This window comes from Sorangium sp. So ce321, assembly GCF_051530195.1.
GTDB lineage: Bacteria > Myxococcota_A > Polyangia > Polyangiales > Polyangiaceae > Sorangium.
On record NZ_CP150329.1, the window covers coordinates 13,706,667 to 13,723,145 of the forward strand.

13 protein-coding genes are annotated in these 16,479 nt (G+C 73.9%); 5 read left to right on the forward strand and 8 right to left on the reverse strand.

Annotated features, from left to right (window positions below):
* Positions 1-167 precede the first annotated feature (167 nt).
* The 4 genes from WME89_RS50870 to polA all read left to right on the forward strand — a co-directional run bounded on the left by WME89_RS50870 (position 168) and on the right by polA (position 6,461).
* The gene (locus WME89_RS50870) at positions 168-2,102 is read left to right on the forward strand and encodes a S8 family peptidase (RefSeq protein ID WP_438006721.1); all 1,935 of its coding nucleotides are present in this window, start codon (positions 168-170) and stop codon (positions 2,100-2,102) included.
* Between the two features lie 87 nt (positions 2,103-2,189).
* Complete coding sequence (locus WME89_RS50875) at positions 2,190-2,384, forward strand: hypothetical protein (RefSeq protein ID WP_438006722.1); 195 nt, start codon at positions 2,190-2,192, stop codon at positions 2,382-2,384.
* Positions 2,385-2,400: 16 nt separating this feature from the next.
* Positions 2,401-3,726: a carboxypeptidase regulatory-like domain-containing protein gene (locus WME89_RS50880; RefSeq protein WP_438006723.1), complete on the forward strand. Its 1,326-nt coding sequence runs from the start codon at positions 2,401-2,403 to the stop codon at positions 3,724-3,726.
* A gap of 32 nt (positions 3,727-3,758) precedes the next feature.
* Positions 3,759-6,461: a DNA polymerase I gene (gene polA, locus WME89_RS50885; protein ID WP_438006724.1), complete on the forward strand. Its 2,703-nt coding sequence runs from the start codon at positions 3,759-3,761 to the stop codon at positions 6,459-6,461.
* Between the two features lie 283 nt (positions 6,462-6,744).
* Here polA and rpsT read toward each other — a convergent pair whose 3' ends face one another.
* Genes rpsT through WME89_RS50905 form a run of 4 tightly spaced genes read right to left on the reverse strand, consistent with a single transcriptional unit; the run spans position 6,745 to position 9,440 of the window.
* Positions 6,745-7,032 (reverse strand): 30S ribosomal protein S20, encoded by a 288-nt coding sequence (gene rpsT / locus WME89_RS50890; protein ID WP_437656014.1) that lies wholly within the window; start codon positions 7,030-7,032, stop codon positions 6,745-6,747.
* A gap of 13 nt (positions 7,033-7,045) precedes the next feature.
* A complete protein-coding gene (locus tag WME89_RS50895; protein WP_436623708.1) occupies positions 7,046-7,234 on the reverse strand; it encodes a hypothetical protein in 189 nt (62 codons plus the stop codon).
* A gap of 59 nt (positions 7,235-7,293) precedes the next feature.
* On the reverse strand, positions 7,294-8,856 hold the full coding sequence (locus tag WME89_RS50900; RefSeq protein ID WP_438006725.1) for a hypothetical protein: 1,563 nt from the start codon (positions 8,854-8,856) through the stop codon (positions 7,294-7,296).
* Positions 8,853-9,440, reverse strand: coding sequence for an RNA polymerase sigma factor (locus tag WME89_RS50905; protein WP_438006726.1), 588 nt, complete (start codon positions 9,438-9,440; stop codon positions 8,853-8,855). Before WME89_RS50905 ends, WME89_RS50900 begins: the two co-directional genes overlap by 4 nt.
* A 413-nt stretch (positions 9,441-9,853) precedes the next feature.
* On the opposite strand from WME89_RS50905, the gene WME89_RS50910 reads away from it, so the two are divergent.
* Positions 9,854-11,164 carry a S41 family peptidase gene (locus WME89_RS50910; protein ID WP_438006727.1) on the forward strand — a complete coding sequence of 437 codons (1,311 nt, stop codon included), beginning with the start codon at positions 9,854-9,856 and terminating at the stop codon, positions 11,162-11,164.
* 59 nt (positions 11,165-11,223) lie between these two features.
* On the opposite strand, the gene WME89_RS50915 is transcribed toward WME89_RS50910, so the two are convergent.
* The 4 genes from WME89_RS50915 to WME89_RS50930 form a co-directional block, all read right to left on the reverse strand.
* Positions 11,224-12,477, reverse strand: coding sequence for an FAD-binding protein (locus WME89_RS50915; RefSeq protein WP_438006728.1), 1,254 nt, complete (start codon positions 12,475-12,477; stop codon positions 11,224-11,226).
* Complete coding sequence (locus WME89_RS50920) at positions 12,456-14,240, reverse strand: glycerol-3-phosphate dehydrogenase/oxidase (protein WP_438006729.1); 1,785 nt, start codon at positions 14,238-14,240, stop codon at positions 12,456-12,458. Before WME89_RS50920 ends, WME89_RS50915 begins: the two co-directional genes overlap by 22 nt.
* 84 nt (positions 14,241-14,324) lie before the next feature.
* Complete coding sequence (locus tag WME89_RS50925; RefSeq protein ID WP_438006730.1) at positions 14,325-15,068, reverse strand: glycosyltransferase; 744 nt, start codon at positions 15,066-15,068, stop codon at positions 14,325-14,327.
* A complete protein-coding gene (locus WME89_RS50930) occupies positions 15,065-16,414 on the reverse strand; it encodes a protoporphyrinogen/coproporphyrinogen oxidase (RefSeq protein ID WP_438006731.1) in 1,350 nt (449 codons plus the stop codon). Before WME89_RS50930 ends, WME89_RS50925 begins: the two co-directional genes overlap by 4 nt.
* Between the last annotated feature and the right edge of the window lie 65 nt (positions 16,415-16,479).

A 16,479-nucleotide genomic window follows, 5' to 3' on the forward strand; every position in this document is an offset into this window, starting at 1 on the left:
TCGTCGGGTTGGGCGGGGGACGCGGCGGCTCGGGGCGTGCCTGAGGGGGGCTGCGGGCTCTGTCGCGGCCGGCGGGCGCGCGGACGCGAGCGGCGAGCGGTCATGGCGGCGCCCGGAGCGATGGCTGCCTGGGGGCAGCGGCGCTACTCTGCCGATGAGGAGCCGCTATGCACAAGTCTCGCCTTCAGCGTGGGTCAGGGACCGCCTTTCATCCAACCGGGCGCGCGCTCGCGACGTCGTTGCTCGCCGCGGCCGCGGTCGTCGCCATGTCCGGGGCGGCCAGGGCCGACGGGACGGACGCCCAGGAGGCCCGGGGAGCGCTCGCGGCGCGCTCGCCAGGGATGCTCGAGCCTCGCCTTCCTGGCTACGTCAACCCGGCGCTGCCGGCGGACATCGCTTCGTCGATGGGCAGCTTCGACGGCCTGAACGAGCCGGTCGCGACGGCGGGCGAGCCGCTCTATGGCCTGGCCTCCGAGCTCGAAGAGTCCAGCTACGACATCCCCGGGCAGATCGTCGTCGACGCGCGCGACGACGTCGACGACGGCGCGCTCGCGGGGCTCGTGCGGGATTTCTCGCTGCACCTCATGCCGACCGCGCTCGCCGCCAAGACCCGGATCCACATCGCCACCGTGGACGGCCCGGTCAGCGCGACGCTCCAGCGGCTCGCGCAGGACCCGCGCGTGGAGGCGGCCGAGCCGCTCGCCAGGGTGCGCGCGTTCTTCGTCGCCAACGACCCGCTGTTGAAGGACCAGTGGCACATGGCGCGCGTCGGCGCCGAGCGGGCATGGGACTTCGCCACGGGCCGCGGGGTCACCGTCGCCGTGGTCGACACGGGCATCGCGTGCGAGACGCACGGGCCCTTCGTCAAGGCGCCAGACCTCGCCTCGACCGAGTGCGTCGAGGGGTGGAACTTCGTCACCAAGACGAACCACGCGAACGACGACCAGGGCCACGGCACGCACGTCGCCGGCACGATCGCGCAGTCGACCAACAACGGCATCGGCGCCGCAGGGCTCGCTTTCCACGCGCGGCTCATGCCGGTGAAGGTGCTGAACGAGAGCGGCTGGGGCACGACCGCCGACGTGGCCGACGGCATCCGGTGGGCCGCCGAGCACGGCGCCCACGTCATCAACCTGAGCCTCGGCGGCCCGCGCAACTCCAAGGTCCTCCAGAGCGCGATCGACTACGCGATCTCGCGCGGCGCGGTCGTCGTCGCGGCGGCCGGCAACACCGGCGGGCGCGTGCAGTTCCCCGGCGCGTCCGACGGCGTCATCGGCGTGAGCGCCACCGACGCGAACGACAAGATCGCGAGGTTCTCGTCGCGCGGCCAGGGCGTCGACGTCTCGGCGCCCGGCGTGAACGTCACGCAGCAGACCATCTGCAACCGCGGGCGCGGCGACTGCGACGCCCCCTACCCGGCGTACAACGGCACCTCGATGGCCGCGCCCCACGTGGCCGGCGCGGCGGCGCTGCTCGTGGGCCTAGGCGTGTCGGACCCGCGCGCGGTCGAGGACGCGATCCGCGCCGGCGCGCGCGTGGTCGACGACTCCGACAGCGGCAGGCTCCTCTACGGGGCGGGCGTGCTCGACGCCGCGAGCTCGGTCGCGCGCGTGACGCAGAGCCACATCATCGTGCGGCTGGTCGCCCTGCTCCTGCTCGCGACCTGGGTCGGCCGCCGCGCCCGCAAGAAGGACGCGACCGCCACGAGCCCGTGGCGGGCGAGCTTCCTCCTCCCGGCTCTCGCGGCCGGGCCGGGGCTGTTCTTCTTCGCGCCGTGGCTCCTGTCGCGCGTGGATCTCGCCGTCGACGTGCTGGCCCGGCCGATCGCCGACCTCGACCTGCTGGTCGGCGCGTCGGTCCACCGCTGGCTGCCGCTCGCCAACGCGCTCGTCCCGCTCGGCCTCACCTCGCTCTTCTTCGGGGTGAAGAAGCTCCGGCCGGCGATCGCGGGCTTCTCCGTCGGCACCGCGGCCTACCTCACGTCGGTCGTCACGCTCGGCGAGGTGGCCGGCCCCCTCGGCCAGCTGGCGCTCGTCGTCTGGTGCGCGGTCAACGCCGCCGCCTGCCTCTGGATCGCCCGGACGAACCTCTCCACGCGCTGATCCGGCGCGCTCCCGCGATCGCTCCGCGACCGGGCGACGAGCCCGGTCCTCGAGACCTCCCCTCCAAAACGAGCTAGGATGCCGGTCATGCGGCCCGGCACCTTGCTTCTACCCTTCACGCTGCTCCTCGGGGCCTGCGGCGGCTCCTCCAGCGAGACGCCGTGGCCCGCGGAGCCCCAGGGCCCCGCGCTCGGCCCCACCGACGAGGCGTCGCCTGGCGGGCCGGCAGACACGAGCGCGACCCCTGAGGGCTCGGCAGACCAGGCGGACGCCGGCCGCTGAGCCGGCGGAGGACGGCATGGCGGAGGGCCGGACGGCAGGCGCGCAACGAAGGGCCTGGCTCTCGGCGGCCCTGCTCTCCGTGGCGCTCCTGGTCGTGCCGCTCCTCTTCTGGCTCCTCCTGCCGCGCCCCGCCCCCGTGATGCCGGCGCGGCAGGAGCCCGCCCCGGCGCGGCTCGCCCCGCCTCAGCCCGAGAACACGGCCCCGCGCGAGGTCGAGGTTGAGCCGCCGGCGCCCCCGCCGCCGCGCGAGACCACGGCCGCGCGCGCGGGGCCGGTCCGCGGCGTGGTCTTCGATCCAGAGGGCCGCCCCGGCGCCGGCGCGACGGTCAGGTGCACCGATGAGCCGAGCCTGTCGGCGGTCGCCGACGCCGAGGGGCGCTTCGAGCTGCCGCCCGAGGCCGACGGCTGCACCGCGGTCGCGACGCACCCTCCGTTCGGCGACACCGAGCCCGCGCGCGTCGCCGCCGGCCGCGACAACATCCTCCACCTCATCGCCGGGGGCTCGATCGTGGGCGAGGTCGTGGATCAGTCGGGCAGGCCCGTCGAGGAGTACCTCCTGGCGATCGAGTCGTTCCTGCCGTCCGGCTCCGGCGCGCACGGGAGCGTGAACGGCCGCGCGCGCAGGGTGTCGGACCCGAGCGGCGCGTTTCAATGGAACGACCTCGCGCCGGGGCGCTACGTGCTGACGGTGAGCGCGCCCGGCCGCCCGCCCACGCGGAGCGCGCCCGTCGACGTCGAGGCGGGCAGCGCTGCCCGCCGCGTGCGCATCGTGCTGCCGCAGGGCGCGACCCTGCGAGGCAGGGTCGTCGACGCCGAGTCGCGCGCGCCGGTCGTCGAGGCCCAGGTCGAGCTCGACTCCGCGACCTCGTCCGGCGCGAACGCGATCTCGCTCGCGCTCACCGACTCGAACGGCGACTACCAGCTCCAGGGGGTGCCGGCGAGCGGCCCGTTCTCGGTGCGCGTGCGGCACGACCAGTACATGAGCAAGATCGTGCCCGGCCTCGACGCGCGCGGCGCGGGCTCCGTGCGCGCCGACATCGAGCTCCGCCTGCTCGGCGACGGCGGCTCGCGCGAGGAGCTCACGGGCATCGGCGCGATGCTCGCGGTCTCGTCGAGCGGCGTGACGATCGCGGACGTCATCGAGGGCGGGCCCGCGGCGCTCGCCGGGCTCGCGCAGGGCGACGTCATCGTCCGGATCGACGGCGAGACGGCCACGGATCTCCCGCTCGCCGACTGCATCCAGCGGCTCCGCGGCCCGGCGGGGACGCGCGTCTCCGTCGGCGTCGACCGGGGGGGCCGCGTCCTCGAGGTGACAATGCGGCGCGACGTCGTGGTTCACTGACCGGCCGCGCGCCGAGGTGCTAGAGGTCCGTCATGTCGACGCGCCCCACCGCGCTTCCCCCGGCCGGAGCTCCGGACGTCCTCTACTTGATCGATCTCTCGGGCTACGTCTTCCGCGCCTACCACGCGATCAGCCCGCTCTCGAGCCCGAGCGGCGAGCCGACTCATGCGACGTTCGGCACCGTTGCGATGCTCACGAAGCTCGTGGACGAGCGGAAGCCCGCGTACCTCGGCGTGGCGATGGACTCCGCGGGCAAGACGTTCCGCGACGATCTCGACCCGCGCTACAAGGCGCACCGGCCGCCGCCGCCGCCCGACCTCGGGGTGCAGATGAACCGGTGCCGGGAGATCGTCGAGGCGTACCGCATCCCGATCTTCATCCACGAAGGGCTAGAGGCGGACGATCTCATCGCCGTCGCCGTCGAGCGGGCCAAGGAGCGGGGGCTGCGCGTCGTCATCGCGTCGAGCGACAAGGATCTCATGCAGCTCGTCGACAACGACCGGGTGATGCTCTGGGACGCGATGCGCGACAAGGTCTACGGGCACCCCGAGGTGGTCGCGAAGTTCGGCGTGCCGCCGGAGCAGGTGCGCGACCTGCTCGCGCTCGTCGGCGACAGCTCGGACAACGTCCCCGGCGTGCCCGGCGTCGGCCTGAAGACGGCCGCCGAGCTGCTCGCGCAGTTCGGCTCGCTCGCGTCGCTCTACGCCCGCCTCGACGAGGTGAAGAAGCAGCGCATCCGAGAGTCGCTCAAGCAGCACGAGGCCGACGCGCTCCTGTCGCAGAAGCTCGTGACGCTCGACGGCAGCGCGCCTGTCTCGCTCGACCTGGAGACGCTGCGCTACGGCGGCGCGGACACGGGCAGGCTCCGGGAGCTCTTCACGGAGCTCGGCTTCTCGCGCTTCCTGAAGGCCGTCCGCGCGCCGGAGCCCGCCGCGCGCGCGGCGACCTACCGGGTCATCGCGACGCGCGAGGAGCTCGAGGCCTTCGCCAGGTCGGCGCGCGCGGCCGGGCGCCTCGCATTCGACGTGCACGCGACGACCCGCGAACCCATGAGCGCCCACGTCTGCGGCATCGCGCTCGCCTGCGAGCCGGGGCAGGCCGTCTACGTCCCGCTCGGCCACCGCTACCTCGGAGCGCCGGCGCAGCTCTCGATGAGCGACGTCGACGCGGTGCTCGGCCCGCTGCTCGCCGACCCCGAGCTCCCGAAGGTCGGCCACGACGTCAAGTTCTGCGAGGTGATCCTCCTGCGGCACCGCATCGGGATCGTGGGCGTCGCCTTCGACACGATGCTCGCGAGCTACCTGCTCGATCCCGAGGCGAAGAACCAGCTCCACGAGCTCGCCGAGCGCGAGCTCGGTGCCAAGATGCAGACCATCGAGGAGGTGGCCCCGAAGCGCCGCGGCCAGGCGCAGCGCGCGCTCGACGAGATCGAGCTCGGCGAGGCCTCGAGCTTCGGGGCGGCGTTCGCCGACGTCGCGCTCTCGCTGACCGACCGGCTGCGCCCGCGGCTCCGCGCCGAGCGGCTCGAGGACCTGCTCGTGCAGATCGAGCTGCCCCTCTCCGCGGTGCTCGCCGAGATGGAGCTCACGGGCGTCCTGGTCGACCCGCAGGCGCTCGGGCAGCTCGGCGCCCAGATGACGACCGAGCTCGCGGCGCTGGAGGAGAAGGCGCGCGAGCTGGTGGGGCACGACATCAACCTCGCGTCGCCGAAGCAGCTCGAGGCGGTGCTGTTCGACGAGCTCGGGCTGCGCTCGCAGCGCAAGACCAAGACCGGCCGCTCGACCGACGCCGACGTGCTCGAGACGCTCTCGGAGGACCACCCGTTCCCTGGCGTCGTGCTCGAGCACCGCATGATCGCCAAGCTCAAGGGCACGTACGTCGACGCGCTGCCGCGCCTCGTGCATCCGGGCACGGGCCGCATCCACACGCGCTGGGGCCAGGCCGTGGCCGCGACCGGGAGGCTCTCGTCCCAGGACCCGAACCTGCAGAACATCCCGATCCGCACGGAGCTCGGCCGGATGATCCGGCGCGCGTTCGTCGCGCCGCCCGGGAGCGTGATCGTGAGCGCCGACTACTCCCAGATCGAGCTGCGCGTGCTCGCGCACCTGTCGAAGGACCCGGTGCTCGTCGACGCCTTCCGCACCGGGCAGGACGTGCACGTGCGCACGGCCATGGAGATCTTCGGGGTGGACGAGGCGGGGGTCACCGACGAGATGCGCCGCCGGAGCAAGACCATCAACTTCGGCGTGATCTACGGGATGGGCGAGTCGGCGCTGGCCAAGCGCCTCGACATCTCGCGCGCGGAGGCGGCGCGCTTCATCGACGCCTATTTCGCGCGCTACCGCGGCGTGCACGAGTTCATGGAGCAGACGATGGCCGACGCGAAGCGCTCCGAGTCGGTGCGCACGCTGCTCGGCCGGCGCCGCCTGCTCCCGGATCTGCGCAGCAGCGACCGCATGCGCCGCGCCCAGGCCGAGCGCATCGCGCAGAACACCCCGATCCAGGGGACCGCGGCGGACCTCCTGAAGCTCGCGATGGTCCGCGTCCCGCGCCCCGTCGTCCCCGGCGCGCGCATGGTGCTCACGGTGCACGACGAGCTCGCGTTCGAGGTGCCGGCCGGCGCGGTGGACGAGGCGAAGGCCAAGGTACGGCAGGCCATGGAGTCGGTCTTCCCGCTCGACGTGCCGCTCGTCGTCGACATCGGCCACGGACCGACCTGGGCCGACGCCCACTGAGGGGCGGACACCCGCTTCGGAGACGGGCCCATCTCGGTGTTTTCGGTGCTCGGCGTGCTGGAGCACGCCTCCGCGCCGAAAACGCCGATCTGGACCCGTCTCCTGTGCGGGTGCCCGCCGCTGGCGTCGTAGGTTGGAGAGGGGCCGAGCCACGCTCTCCGTGGCCGCGACGGAACGGCAGTGGGGGTCTGCGGCAACGGGGCCCACGGTGTTGCGAGGAGACAAAACGACGACGCCCGCTTCACCTTGCGGTGAGCGGGACGTACGTGCGGAAAGATGTTGCTCAGCTCGCGGCGGCGGTCTTGGCGGCGACGCTCGCCTTGTGAAGGGCGAGGGCCAGGCGGCTCTTCACACGCGACGCGCGCTTGGCGGGGATCGTCCCCTTCGACGCGGCGCGGTCGAGCGCGCTCACCGCGGTGGTGACCAGGCCCGTGGACTCCTGCGGGACGCCCTTCAGCGCGGTGCGCGCCTTCTTGACGATCGTGCGGAGCTCCGACTTGGCGGCGCGGTTACGCGCGGTCCTCGTGATGCGCTGGCGGTTGCGCTTGTCGGCGGATGCGTGATTGGCCATGAGAAAAGCTCTCCTACTTCTTCGCCTGCGCCTCGGCGGGCGTGGCAGCGCGCAGGGCGTCCGGCGCGTTCTGGTCGTAACCCGCCGGATGGATCGGGAACTTCGGGGTGCCGTGCGCGCGCTCGAAGCGCTTGCGACGGGTGCCCGCCGTGCGCGCCTTGCGCCGACGGATGCGCTGAGTTTGCTGAGTCGCGGAAACCATGGGGGCGCGAATTGTACCTGCGGAGGCCCTCGTGTCAACCGGGACGTTTGTCGGCTCGCTCAGGGTCGGATCGAGGCGTTGATCGAGAACGACGGCTTGGAGAACGGGCCCACGTTCGCGGCCTTGAGCGCGGACTGCACGCAGCTCGACTGACCGTTCGCCGCCGCCCAGCCGCTGACGCTGACCTTGCTCACCTGGCCGGTCGACGAGAACGTGATCTGCGCGCGCGACACGTCGTCCGCGCCCGCCACGCACGCCCTCGCGTTGCCCATGACCGAGCCGAGCGCGGCCTGGACCGAGCCCTGCGACGGCTGCTCGGGGATGTTCTGCGCCCGGAGCGGGCCCGAGGCCGGCACCGGCGCCTCCGACACCACCGACGGCTGCTTCTCCGCCTCGTCGCCCACGGCCGCCTGCATGGCGGACGGCAGGTCCCCCGGCTTGCCGGGCGCCGTCGGCGCCGCCGCCACCTTGCCCTGCGGCTCTGCCTTCTGCGCCGCGGGCGCCTCGGGGGCCGCCGGCGCAGGCGCGCCAGCGCCGGTCGGCGCCGCTGCCGTCCTGGGCGCCGCGGCGAGCTTCTCCGCCTCGACGGGCTGCTGCTCCGCCTCCGCGCTCACCGCCGGCGCGGCGGGCACCGCGGCGACCGGGGCAGCGGGCTCCGCCGGCCTGTCATCGCGGGGCGCGGCGGGCGCCGGGGCCGCCGCCGGCGCGGCCGCCGTCTCTTGCTGCGATGGCGCCTTCGGCGTCTTCACCATCACCGCCACCGCCGCGGCCAGGCCGAGGGCCGCGATCGCCACGCCGGCGATCATCCCGCCGGATCGCTTCTTCGCCGCAGCCTCGGCTGCGGGCGCGGCCACAGCGCGCGGCCTCCTCGCCGACAACGCCGCGACCTCGGCCGGCTTCTCGTCCTCGAGCGACTCGGCCGCGCCGGGCTGCACGCCGCCGGCAGCCTCCACCTGTTCCGGGGGCACCGACGCGCTGAGCCGGTTGAGATCGATGACGCCGGAGTCCTCGGTGACCCCGTCGCCCGTCCGCAGCGACGGCGACGACGCGCGCGTGCTGCCGGAAAGCGAGCCACGCCCCGGCGGCGTGGACACGCGACCAGGCGGCATCGAGCCGCGCCCCGAGGGCGGCAGCGGCGTCGACAGCGGGCCGCGCCCGGACGGCAGCGGCGTCGCGATCGCCGAGCCGCTCGCGCCGGGCGCGCCGCTCAAGCGGCCCGGCGCCTGGCTGGCCCGCTCGGCGATCTCCTTCAACGACTGGCGTTTCCGCTCCGGCGGGCGCGAGGCGCTGCCGCCCGATAGGCTCGCTTCAGACTTCGCGGCCCTGTCTGCTTGTGATCCATCCGCCATGGTGCTGCCTTCTCCTGCTGCATGTACTTCGCGCAAGATGTCCCCCGCCTGCTCCTCGCCTGGCTCGGCGGCGAGGTCGGGGGCTGCGAGGAGGGCGGCCTGCGCCGCCGTGTCCTCCGATCGACGGGCCTCTGATCGACGGGCCTCTGATCGACGGGACAGAGCGACCTCGACGATGCGAGCTGCCCGCGTCTCCCACGCCGCTTCATCAAGGGCGGGAGCAGGCCAGTCGTTGAGCATCCCGTCGAGGTCGAGCTTGCTGGTGACGTTCATTCGGCGTCCCCTCCGAAACCGCGCTCCGCGAGGTACACGCGGAGCTTGCGGCGCGCCTCGTGGACGCGCCAGGCAACTGTTCCTTCCGGACAACCCAGGATCCTGGAGGCGTCCTCGTGCGGCACGCCGTCGATGCACACGAGGATGAGCGTCGTCCGCAGCGTGTCCGAGAGCGTGTCGATGCCGTCGCAGAGCGCGGCCGCGAGCTCGCGCCGCTGGGTCGTCGCGGCCGGATCGACCCCGTGGCTCGGGCGCGTCTCGAGCAGCAGCGCCTCGATCCGCGGATCGTCCGCGGGGGTCGAGTTTCTGCTCGGCTTGCGGGCCCGGATCATGTTGAGCGAGAGGTTCACGGCGATCCGGTAGAGCCAGGTGAACGGCTCGCTCCGGCCGTCGAACCGATCGAGAGCCTGGTAAGCCCGGACGAAGGTCTCCTGGGTCACGTCCTCTGCCTCCGCGCCCGAGCGGACGAGGTGGAACGCCAGCCGGAAGATGCGCTTCTGATGGCGACGAACCAGCACCCCGAAGGCCTGGGCGTCCCCGCTCCGGGCCTGATCGACGAGCTCACGATCGGTGGGTTTGGCCATCCTAGCCGCCTCGGGGTGGGAATCGTCTCCCGCGCACGGACGACAGCGCAGCCGCGGACCGCCCTTCGCGACGGCCGCTGACCGTCTCGGCGAGAGGAGCCCCTCGCGGCGAGCCCTGCTTCGCGGTGGCGAAGCCGGACGATGAGGAGGCAAGTTCCACGTTCAGGCGCGCGAAGATAGCCGAACACTCTTCCTAGGACAAACCATGCGCCCGGACCTTGGGCGCCTCGGTGCGATGTCGACTGGGAGGGCCGTACGCCCGCGCTGCCAGCCGGCTCGGCGCCGCCGCGGCGCCCGTGGGGGACAGGGCCGGGGCGCAGGCGCCGGGCCGAGCGCGGCCGGGGCGCCTGCGCTCCGAGCGCGGCCGCCCGCGGCGCTGCTATGGTCGGCGGATGCGACGCTTCTCGAGTTGGATGCGCACCCTGGGGCTCATCGCGGCGGCCTTCGCGGGGGGGGCGGCGACTTCCCACCTCGCGGGCGCGAGCACACAGGCGCAGAGCCCCTACGCTCCCCTCGAGCAGCTCGCGCGCGTGCTCGTGCTCGTCGAGAACCAGTACGTCGAGCCAGCGCAGCGCAACAAGATCATCGACGGCGCCATCAAGGGCATGGTCGCGGAGCTCGACCCGCACTCGGCCTACATGAACGCCGCGGAGTTCGCGCAGTTCCAGGAGGAGACCGGGGGGACGTTCGGGGGCGTCGGCATCGAGGTCGACGCCAAGGACGACAACATCACCGTGATCGCGCCGATCGAGGGCTCGCCGGCGGCGCGGGCGGGCGTCCGCTCCGGCGACCAGATCATCGCGATCGACGGGCGCCCCGTGCGCGGCGAGCGCCTCGACAAGCTCGTGAAGATCATGCGCGGGCCCCCCGGCTCCCGGGTGAAGCTCACGATCCGCCGGCAGGGCGTCGCCGAGCCGCTCATGTTCGACCTCGCGCGGGAGCAGATCCACGTCACGAGCGTCGCGGCCAAGCGCCTCGACCGGGACGTCGCGTACGTCCGCCTGAAGCAGTTCCAGGACGGCACCCACGAGGAGATGCTCCGCGCCGCGGCGAGGCTGCGCGCCGAGTCCAGGGCGCCGCTCGCCGGGGTGATCCTCGACCTGCGCAACAATCCCGGCGGCCTCGTCCACGAGGCGGAGGCCGTGGCCGACGAGTTCCTCTCGTCGGGGACGATCTACTCGACCCGCCAGCGCAGCCACGTCGTCGACGAGGCGAAGGCCCACGACGGCGGCGCGTTCGCCTCGCTGCCCGTCGTCGCGCTGGTGAACGAGTACTCCGCGAGCGCCGCCGAGCTCGTCGCGGGCGCGCTTCAAGACAGCGGGCGCGCGACGGTCGTCGGCGCGACGACGTTCGGCAAGGGCTCGGTGCAGACCATCTACGAGCTGCCCGGCGGCGCCGGGGTGAGGCTCACGACGATGCGCTACTACACGCCGAAGGGGCGCTCGATCCAGGCCCAGGGCATCCGCCCGGATGTCGTCATCGAGAGCGCGCAGCAGCAGTTCCCGGCCACCATCCTCCGCGAGCAGGACCTCGAGGGGCACCTCCCCGCCGAGGGGTCGAGCCTCGCCGGCTCGCCGAGGGCCGTGCTCGTCGAGAAGCGCGCGGAGGCCGCCGCGGCGCGCGGCCCCGAGGGCGACGTGCCCGCCGACCCCACCCGCGGCAGCGATTTCGCGCTCGCCGTCGGTTACCAGCAGCTCCTCCGCGCGATCCCCGCGGCCCGCTAGCGCGGGCGATCCGCTCTCGCGCCGCGCTCCGGATGACCGGCGCCCGCGCTGGTAGCGCGTCAGGCCTCGGCGCCGGCGCGGAGCCCGGTCGTCACCGCGTCGAGCACGGTGCGCGCCCTCCCGGCGATGGTCGCCCCGGCCACGAGGATCCCCGGGGCGGCGCGGACGCCCTCGCACCGCACGCCCACCGCCTCCAGCGCGCCCAGCCGGTCGCCGCGAGGCCACGCGACGAGGTCGAGCTCCGGGCCCTGCATGGAGCTCACCACCCCGAACGCGCCGCGCGCGTCGCCCAGCGTGACGGGCGCCGCGATCGAGAGCGCGAACGGCGCGGCGCCGCGCGCCGGGAGATCGGGGCCGGCGCTGCGCTCGGGCGGGGCGTACGCGATCCCTCCGCCGGCCAGCCCGCCGATCGCCAGGATCACCGCGTCCACCGCGAGCGGCACGTCCTCGCCGTCCACGTGGACCAGCACGCCGTCGCCCGCGCCGCCTGCTGCTCCGCGGCCGTCGCTCGCTGCCACTGCGCGCACGCGGCCGTGGCGCTGCGTCACCTCGATCGCGGCGAGCAGCGCGTCGCGCGCCGCCTCGAAGCGGAGCCCCGCCGGAGAGCCGGCGCCGATCAGCGCCTCGCCCACCGGGACGCCGAGGCGCGCCGAGAGCGCCTCGGCCCGCGGCGCGCGCGCGCCGAGCCACGGACCGAGCAGGATCCCCCCGGCGCCGCCCGCGCCCTCGAGCGCCTGGTGGAGCCGCTCGAGCAGCCAGGAGAGCCGCGCCGGGTCGTCGTGCCGCGCCGCGAGGTCGCCGTCCGCGATCCCCCGCTCGTCGTCGAAGCGCAGGAAGGGCGCGTCGACGGGCAGGAAGCGGAGCCCCCGCGCCCGGGCGAACGGCTCATCCGTGAACGCCTCCGCGAGCGCGTCGGCGTCCCACGCCGCCCGCGGCACGCGCGGGACGAGGACGCGCGTACGGCGGAGCGGGCCGAGATCGAGCAGCGCGCGATCCCTGCCCCGGGCCGGGCGGATCCGCCCGGCCACGGTCGCGATGCGCGCGGCCGCCGCGTGCGGCACGTCCCACAGGCCGAGCTCCGCCGCGAACTGCCGCGCCGCTGGCGCGAGATCGCCGGCGGGCAGGTCGCTCCCGAGCAGCCTCGCGGCCCGCTCGACCTGCTCCCACGGGACGTCGTCCACCGCGCCGCCCGCGAGCGCCGTCTCGCCGACGCCCGCGGAGATCACGGTGACCCGGGCCCCGCGCCGCCGCGCGCTCCACGCGGCGGCGAGCCCGGCGACGCCGGCGCCGATCACGAGGATCGATCGCGCCACGCCCTCTCCTCTGGCTCCCTCGCCGGGCGCGGCGCCCGGCGCTCGCTCTCCTCGCACGCCGCCGTGGCCGCCTCGTCGTCCGCGGGGGCGCCGAGCTCCGACCGCACGCTGGCGATGGCGAGCGCCTCCTGCCTGGCCTGCTCCGGGCCGAGCGCGACCGCGCGCGTCACCGCCTGCCGCGAGAGGAACTCCATGGCCTGCCGCATCCCGTCGCGCGGCGGGAGCGAGAGCTCCTGCGCCACGATCTGCCCGCACCGCGCCGCGCAGCGCATCCCCCCGCAGGCGCCGAGCCCGAGGCGCGTGCGGCGCGCGACGTCGGCGACGCTCCGGGCGAGCTCGTGCCGGAGGACGTAGCGCACCTCGGCCTCGATGACCGGCTCGCACGGGCACACCGTCGCCGCCTCGCGCGGCCGCTCGCGCACGCGCTCCTCGATCCGGAGCGCGCGCGAGCCGTGCCGGTACACGAGCCGCCGGGCGGCCACCGCGTCGATCTCCATCCGCCGCGCGAGCGCGAGCGCGTCGACGGCGCGCTCACCGCCGGGCAGCGGCGTCACGTGCGTCGCGCAGCGCGCGCCGAGGTCGAAGCGCCGCGCGAGCACGTCGGTCATCTGCTCGGCGAAGAGCCGGAAGCTGGCCAGCTTGCCGCCGATCATCGAGTAGAGGCCAGGCGCGCCGTGCGCCGCGTGATCGACCACCTGGTGATCGCGCGAGAGGGCGTCCTCTGTCGGCCCGTAGGCGTACAGCGTGGGCCGCACGCCCGCGTACGTGCCGATCGCGCGCGCCTCGTGGATCTGCGGGAACACGCGGGCGATGCCCTGGACGAGGTACCTGACCTCCTCGCTCGTCGCGCGGACCTGGTCGAGATCGCCGTAGAAGTCGTCGTCGGTCGTGCCGATGACGCTCATGTTCTCCCACGGCTCGACGAAGATCTGACGGCCGTCGATCGTCCTCGCCATGATCGCGTAGTTGGTGAGGCGCCGGTCGAACACGACGTGCACGCCCTTGCCGGGCCGCACCCGCGAGCTCGCCGCGGGCAGGCCCGCGAGCGACGCCGTGATCGGCGACCACGCGCCGGTCGCGTTCACGACCGCGCTCGTGCGGAGCCGCCCGCCCTCGCCGCTCACGCGGTCCCGGTAGCGGACGGCGATGACCTCGCCGGTGTCCTCGCGGCGCTCGATCCGCTCGACCGTGTGCCCGACGTACACCTTCGCCCCGCGCTCGATCGCGTCGACCGCGTTCGCGACGCAGAGCCGCGCGCCGTCGATGCCCCACTCGTCGAAGCTGAAGCCGCCCACGAGGTCTCCGTGCAGCCCCGGCTCGAGGCTCCGGAGCTCGTCGGGCGACAGGCGCGCGTGCGGCTTGCCGCGCTTGAGCGGCTGGTACTTGTCGTACGCCTCGAAGAAGCCGTCGGCGAGCGCGTAGAGCACGCGCGCGTGCCTCGCGTTCTCGAACGGGACGAGGAAGGGGATCCGGAAGAGCAAGTGCGGCGCGATCGCCTGGATGTGCCCCGAGTCGCGGCACGACGTCTCGGTCACGTGCGGATCGCTGGTCAGGTACCTGAGCCCGCCGTGGATCATGCCGCTCGAGTTCCCGCTCGCGCCGAACGCGAGATCGTTGCGCTCGAACAGCGCGACCCTCAGGCCCCGCTGCGACGCGTCACGCGCGACGCCCACGCCGTTCACGCCGCCTCCGATCACCACGACGTCGACGTCGGTGTCGGCGCGGCGGGCCGTTCGTGCGGCGCTCGAAAGGAGGATCGTCACTTGCGGCGTATAGCATGCCAGAAATTTTCCACGAGCGGGCTCAACCGCATGCGCGGCGCCGTGGACGCTGGCAGAGACCGCCCGTCAGCCGCGGACCCGGATCGCCCAGGTGAGCTTCGCGAGGCTGCGGAGCACGTTCGGGACGCGCCGCGTGAGGTTGATCGAGGGCCGCCGCTTCTCGAGCACGCGGACGGGGATCTCCTCGATCCGGAGGCCGGCCCGGTAGGCGCGGATGACGAACTCGCTGGCGAAGACGTCCTTGTCCACGACGCAATCGCGCGCGATCCCGAGGAGCGGCTCGCGCACGAACGCCTTGAGCCCGTGCGTGTCCGTCCCCCGGAAGCCGAGCGTGGCGCGGAGAAGCCCGTTGTACATCTGGCTCGCGGCGTGCCGCGCCCACGGGCGGTCGTCGCGCGCGCCCTGGATGAGCTTGGAGCCGATGACCATGTCGACGCCGCCCGCCTGCAGCATCGCGATCGCGCTGCGGTGGAAGTCCACGTCGCACAGGTCGATCTCGTCGCAGAGCACGAAGCGCCCGCGCGCCCGCTCGATCCCCGCGCGGAGCGCGGCCCCGTAGTTCGGCTCGCCGACGGAGAAGTGCCGTACTTCCGGGTACTTGCGCTCGAGCTCGCCGGCGATGCCGAGCGTCCCGTCGCGCGAGCCGTTCTCGGCGAGCACGAGCTCCCAGCGCCAGCCGAGCGGCGACAGCCGCTCGCGCAGGTCCACGACGGCGGCGTGGAGGATCGCCTCCTCGTTGTAGACGGGGATGATGATGGAGATGTCCGGCGCGTCGCCCGCGTCCCCGCGGCCAGGCCCGGCGCTGCTCACGACGCGCCTCCGAGGAGCGCCTGCGCCTCGTGCGCCGCGTCGCGCCCGAAGTGGAGCGCGTCCTCCATCGAGGAGTAGTTCCAGCCGCCGTAGCGCCCGCACGAGACGATGCGCTGGCCCTCGAGGAACGGCCGCACCGCCTCCAGCGACTCGAAGTAGCTGTGATCGAACACGACGTACGCGTAGTCGATGCGGCGCAGCCGGGCGAAGCGAATGGCGCTCGGGGCGGGGATGAGGCCCATCTCGACGAGGCCGTCCGCGACGCGGGGGAGCAGCGTCGCGAGATCGGGCTCGGCGCGATCGGCCAGCTCGACATACAGGCTCGCCTTGCCCGGCGGGGCCATGGAGGAAGAGAAGTTCGAGTAGCAGCCCACCCGGTAGAACGGGTACTTCTCCTCCGGCACGTACACCCAGTGCAGCGGCTTCCCGCACGGCGTGTCGAGCGCCACGTCGAGGTAGTGGAGGTGCGTGCAGCGCAGCCGGGAGGCCGCCTCGCTGACGGCCCGGGGCGCGTCCGCGAGGAGCCTCACGAGCGCCGGCAGCGGCGCGGAGGACACGAGCACGTCGTACCGGACGATCTCGTCGTCGAACACGAGCTCGCGCGCGCGCCAGTCGATCGCCACGGGCGCGCGGCCGAGCTCGAGCGCGGGCGTGTCCGCGTCGCGCGGCCGCTGCTCGGCGAGCGCCCGCGCGAGCCCGTGCGTCAGCTGCCCGATACCGAGCCGCGGGTAGAGGAACCTCGCGTTGTAGCCGAGCTCCCGGTCGTTCAGCCCGACCGCTCCGGCGAGCACGTCCTCGAGCTTCGGTATCGGGACGAAGCGGGAGCACCAGGCGGCGGTGATCTCGCTCGGGTGCACCCCCCAGAGGCGGCTGTTGTAGGGGATCATGAAGTGGCGGCTGATCCCCTCGCCGAAGTGCGCCAGGCAGAACTCCTCGAAGTTCCTCGGCTCGGCTCGGCCCCCGGCAAAGTGCGCCTCGATGAAGCCGCGGAGGCACTCGTAGGCGACGGCCGGCGGCAGGCCGAAGGTGTTCGCCTGGAACGGATACCGGGTGTACGTGCCGTTCGACCAGATCATCGAGCGCCGCTCGATTTCGAGGGGATCGGGGCCCAGCCAGCCGAGCGCGAGCTCCCGGGTCGCGGGGTCGCGCAGGTGGAGGAGGTGGCCTGTCCGGTCGAAGCGGAAGCCGTCGTCCTCGAGGGTGATCGCGTGGCCGCCCGGGCGGGGCAGGCGCTCGAAGACCCGGTGCGGCACGCCGGCCCGGCCGAGGTGGTACGCGGCCGCCATGCCCGTCAGGCCGGCTCCCAGGATCGCGACGGGAATGCTGGAAATCGTGGGTCGGGTCATCGCTCGCGGACCGGCGGCGGCCGCGAAGACACCACCTCCCCGGTGCGCCGTCAAGGCGTGCAGCC

Excerpts from the sequence above, each read along its gene's own strand:
- WME89_RS50880 (WP_438006723.1), top strand. The coding sequence starts at position 2,401 with ATGGCGGAGGGCCGGACGGCAGGCGCGCAACGAAGGGCCTGGCTCTCG.
- WME89_RS50905 (WP_438006726.1), bottom strand. The coding sequence starts at position 9,440 with ATGGCCAAACCCACCGATCGTGAGCTCGTCGATCAGGCCCGGAGCGGG.
- polA (WP_438006724.1), top strand. The coding sequence starts at position 3,759 with ATGTCGACGCGCCCCACCGCGCTTCCCCCGGCCGGAGCTCCGGACGTC.
- rpsT (WP_437656014.1), bottom strand. The coding sequence starts at position 7,032 with ATGGCCAATCACGCATCCGCCGACAAGCGCAACCGCCAGCGCATCACG.
- WME89_RS50910 (WP_438006727.1), top strand. The coding sequence starts at position 9,854 with ATGCGCACCCTGGGGCTCATCGCGGCGGCCTTCGCGGGGGGGGCGGCG.
- WME89_RS50870 (WP_438006721.1), top strand. The coding sequence starts at position 168 with ATGCACAAGTCTCGCCTTCAGCGTGGGTCAGGGACCGCCTTTCATCCA.
- WME89_RS50875 (WP_438006722.1), top strand. The coding sequence starts at position 2,190 with ATGCGGCCCGGCACCTTGCTTCTACCCTTCACGCTGCTCCTCGGGGCC.
- WME89_RS50900 (WP_438006725.1), bottom strand. The coding sequence starts at position 8,856 with ATGAACGTCACCAGCAAGCTCGACCTCGACGGGATGCTCAACGACTGG.
- WME89_RS50930 (WP_438006731.1), bottom strand. The coding sequence starts at position 16,414 with ATGACCCGACCCACGATTTCCAGCATTCCCGTCGCGATCCTGGGAGCC.
- WME89_RS50895 (WP_436623708.1), bottom strand. The coding sequence starts at position 7,234 with ATGGTTTCCGCGACTCAGCAAACTCAGCGCATCCGTCGGCGCAAGGCG.